Annotated in this window: 2 protein-coding genes; both read right to left on the bottom strand. The window is 33.6% G+C overall.

Annotation, left to right across the window (positions count from 1 at the left end; genetic code table 11):
• Window positions 1–36: 36 nt before the first annotated feature.
• A complete protein-coding gene (locus E0H99_RS17070) occupies window positions 37–861 on the bottom strand; it encodes a DUF4249 domain-containing protein (protein WP_131998504.1) in 825 nt (274 codons plus the stop codon).
• Between the two features lie 49 nt (window positions 862–910).
• Window positions 911–3,295, bottom strand: a complete 2,385-nt coding sequence (locus E0H99_RS17065; RefSeq protein WP_131998501.1) for a TonB-dependent receptor — start codon at window positions 3,293–3,295, stop codon at window positions 911–913.
• Between the last annotated feature and the right edge of the window lie 28 nt (window positions 3,296–3,323).

The raw sequence follows: 3,323 nt of genomic DNA, 5'->3' as shown, positions 1-3,323 counted from the left end.
TTGATTATTGCTACTTAATAATTATATTTAATAAGTTTATTGGATTGTATAATTTTTCACATCGACTTCACTTAGTCTGAAATATCCTAAAGGATAGTTATCAAAATTCGATTGATTTTTTATATTCCCTTTCACATTTGCAGGTGGAGACTGAAAGGGTCCTCCACTTGAAGTTCCCGCAACACTTAATAGTTTACTTATGTAATTAAAATACGTTTTTGATATTCCATAGTGGCTGATTTCAATCTGCTCGCCCGCTTTAGCATCTTCCTCCAGGACAAGACTAAAAAAGGTATTTCCCTGAAACAACAGATCATCATCTAAAGAATATTCTGGCTTTAAGTTTTTGGTGAATTTGTATTTGTAGAGATAGTAATTATCTTGAACAGCCGGATCATTGAAAAAAGTTTTTATTTTTAAAAAGTCTTTCCCTAAACCAGTCTGTATCTCCTGTGTAACAGAGCTAATTGAAGCAACAGATTGCAGCGTTTCTGTAGCGGTATAGGTCTGTCCGTTACTGATAACGGTTAAAGTATAAGTTTGATTAATAGCCGGAACAAAATTACTACAAATGTAAACTCCTGTATTCGGAGTCTCAATAAAGTTAAAAACGACATTTGAATTGCTTTTTATAAAAACCGTTGCCCCTGACACCACTGGAATTACGTTCGTGTGAAAATCAGTTATCGTTGTCAATTTTATAGTTTGGATATTTCCCGGTGTCCCTTTTTGCCAATTTATAGAGGCATCAATCACTAATCTTGGACTGTCGGTATTTAGAGCAATATCCACAACATCCGTGCAGCTGTTGAAAAAGACAGCTGTCAGTAGCACTAGTATTAGATTTATTTTATTTTTCATTTGTTCTTTATTTAGTATCAGAAATAGAGGAATGATTATTTTATAATTATTAAAATTTGAAGTTATAGCTCACTGCAGGAACTATTCCGAAAATTGAGGTTCTCAAGGCTTCATTGTTTCCGGTATCCGCATTTTGCTTGAAAGCCATTGATGCGGCATTCTTACGATTGTAAAGATTATAAATGCTGAATACCCATTCTGATTTCCAGTTACGATTGTCGTTTTTATGTGGAGTAAGTGTAGCAGAAATATCCAAATGATGGTAAACAGGCAACCTGTTTTCGTTTCTTAACCCATAACTAGGTACCAAAATATCCTCATAGGTATACTGTCCATTAGGATAGGTAACTGGTTGGCCTGACTGGAGAATAAAATTAGCTCCAAAATTCCATTTTTTATTTAAATTGTAGGAGCTTGTAACGGCGAGATTATGCAATTTATCGTAGGCAGAACTGTACCATTTGCCATTATTGATACCAATTTCAGTACTGTTTCTTCCAGGAGTTTGCTGCTCGGATTTTGACAAGGTATAGGAAATCCAACCGGTGAATCTGCCTTCGTTTTTGCGAAACATCACTTCTAAACCATAAGAACGCATTTGTCCGTTGAGAATTACCTGTTCAATAGCTTTGTTTGCAATCAAATCAGCACCGTCTATGTAGTCTATCCTATTTTGAATCTTTTTGTAAAAGGTTTCCACTTCCAAAGAATACATCTCATCGCTTAAATTCCTGAAATAACCCAAAGCTACCTGGTCTGCAATTTGTGGCTTGATGTAGTTGTCACTCGGGGTCCAAATATCAAGTGGTGTTGGTGATGAAGTATTGGAAACCAATTGTAAATACTGAACCATTCTATTATAACTTGCCTTTACAGATTGATTGCTATTCAGTTCATAAGCCACAGCAAATCGGGGTTCTAAATAGTTATAGCTTTGAATCACTTTATTTTCATCATACAATTTAGTTCCAATTGGAGTTGCCTTTTCATAAATCTGTGCATCCTGATTAAAAATCACTGGTTCATTGTTGGCATAAATATTAGTCGATGATCTACCTAATCTATAAAACATACTGTATCGTAAACCATAGGAGAGTGAAAGCTTTTTAGATAGTTCTTGTTCAGCGTCTATATATACTGCCGTTTCAAAAGCATATTTTTTATCTAATTGATCGAAATTTATTCCTGAATTTGGAATAGTTGGATTTATTGTTCCAGGATTGAAATCATAATAAATACTATTTGCACCAAAATTTAATTTGAATTTATCAGAAATATAATTTTTGAAATCGTACTTAATATTGTAATTTTTGATTCCTGAATCCCATTTGAATCCAACTAAATCTAAATCTAATCCAAAGTAATAATCGCTATATATTACCGATAGGTTTGAAAATAATTTATCATTAAACAGATGATTCCATCGTAAGTTTAAAATTGAATTACCATAGGTGTTGGTAAAACTTTTATCTAAACTAAAAACATCCCGACCAAAATAGCCCGACAGGTATAAATTGTTGCTTGGGTTTAACTTATAGGATAACTTGGTATTCAGGTCATAGAAATAGGCCGCATTGTTTTTCTGTTCCTCCAAAAATTTCAAAAATAAATGAGCATAAGACGCACGGCCACCAATAAGAAACGAGCCTTTGTCTTTTACTATTGGACCCTCAGCTAGCAATCTACTGGAAATTAATCCAATTCCGCCATTCATATGAAAACCAGTACTGCTTCCATCTTTTTGGTAAATATCTAAAACAGAAGAAGCTCTTCCACCATATCTTGCAGGGATTCCTCCTTTGTATAATTTTAAATCCTTTATAGCATCAGGGTTAAAAACAGAGAAAAAACCAAAAACATGTGAGGAACTAAAAATAGTAGCTTCGTCAAGAAGAATTAAATTTTGATCTGCCCCGCCACCGCGAACATTAAAACCAGAAGCACCTTCGCCTGCATTTGTTACCCCAGGAAGTAATAAAATAGATTTCAGTACATCAACTTCTCCAAGGACAACCGGCATCTTTTTTATCGTGGCAATAGAAAGTTTATTAACACTCATTTCTGCTTTTTTGATATTGGTCGCTTTTCTATCCTTTCTAATTACTACTTCTTGTAATTGTTCTTCACTACTGAAAAGCTTGAAGTTGTTTTTGGTGTTTTTATCTAAATTAACACTTTCTGTTATTGTTTGAAAACTTAAGGAACTCACCTGAACTTTATAGTTCCCTTTGGGAATAGTGATAGAGTAAAAACCATATTCGTTAGTGGTAGTGCCTGTTTTTAATTCGGGAATATATACATTAACACCTATTATACTTTCATTGCTTTTAGCATCAGATACGGTTCCGCTTAAAGTACACTTTTCTTGAGAAAACATACTACTGACAAAAAGCAGAAGTGTCAGCGTTACAAAATAAATTACTTTTGTATTCATGTTTTTAACTTTTTATATTTTTTAACAT

This window comes from Flavobacterium sp. GT3P67, from assembly GCF_004349155.1.
Classification (GTDB): domain Bacteria; phylum Bacteroidota; class Bacteroidia; order Flavobacteriales; family Flavobacteriaceae; genus Flavobacterium; species Flavobacterium ranwuense.
The sequence above is the reverse complement of the archived record's forward strand: the minus strand, read 5'-3'. Positions and strand labels throughout refer to the sequence as shown.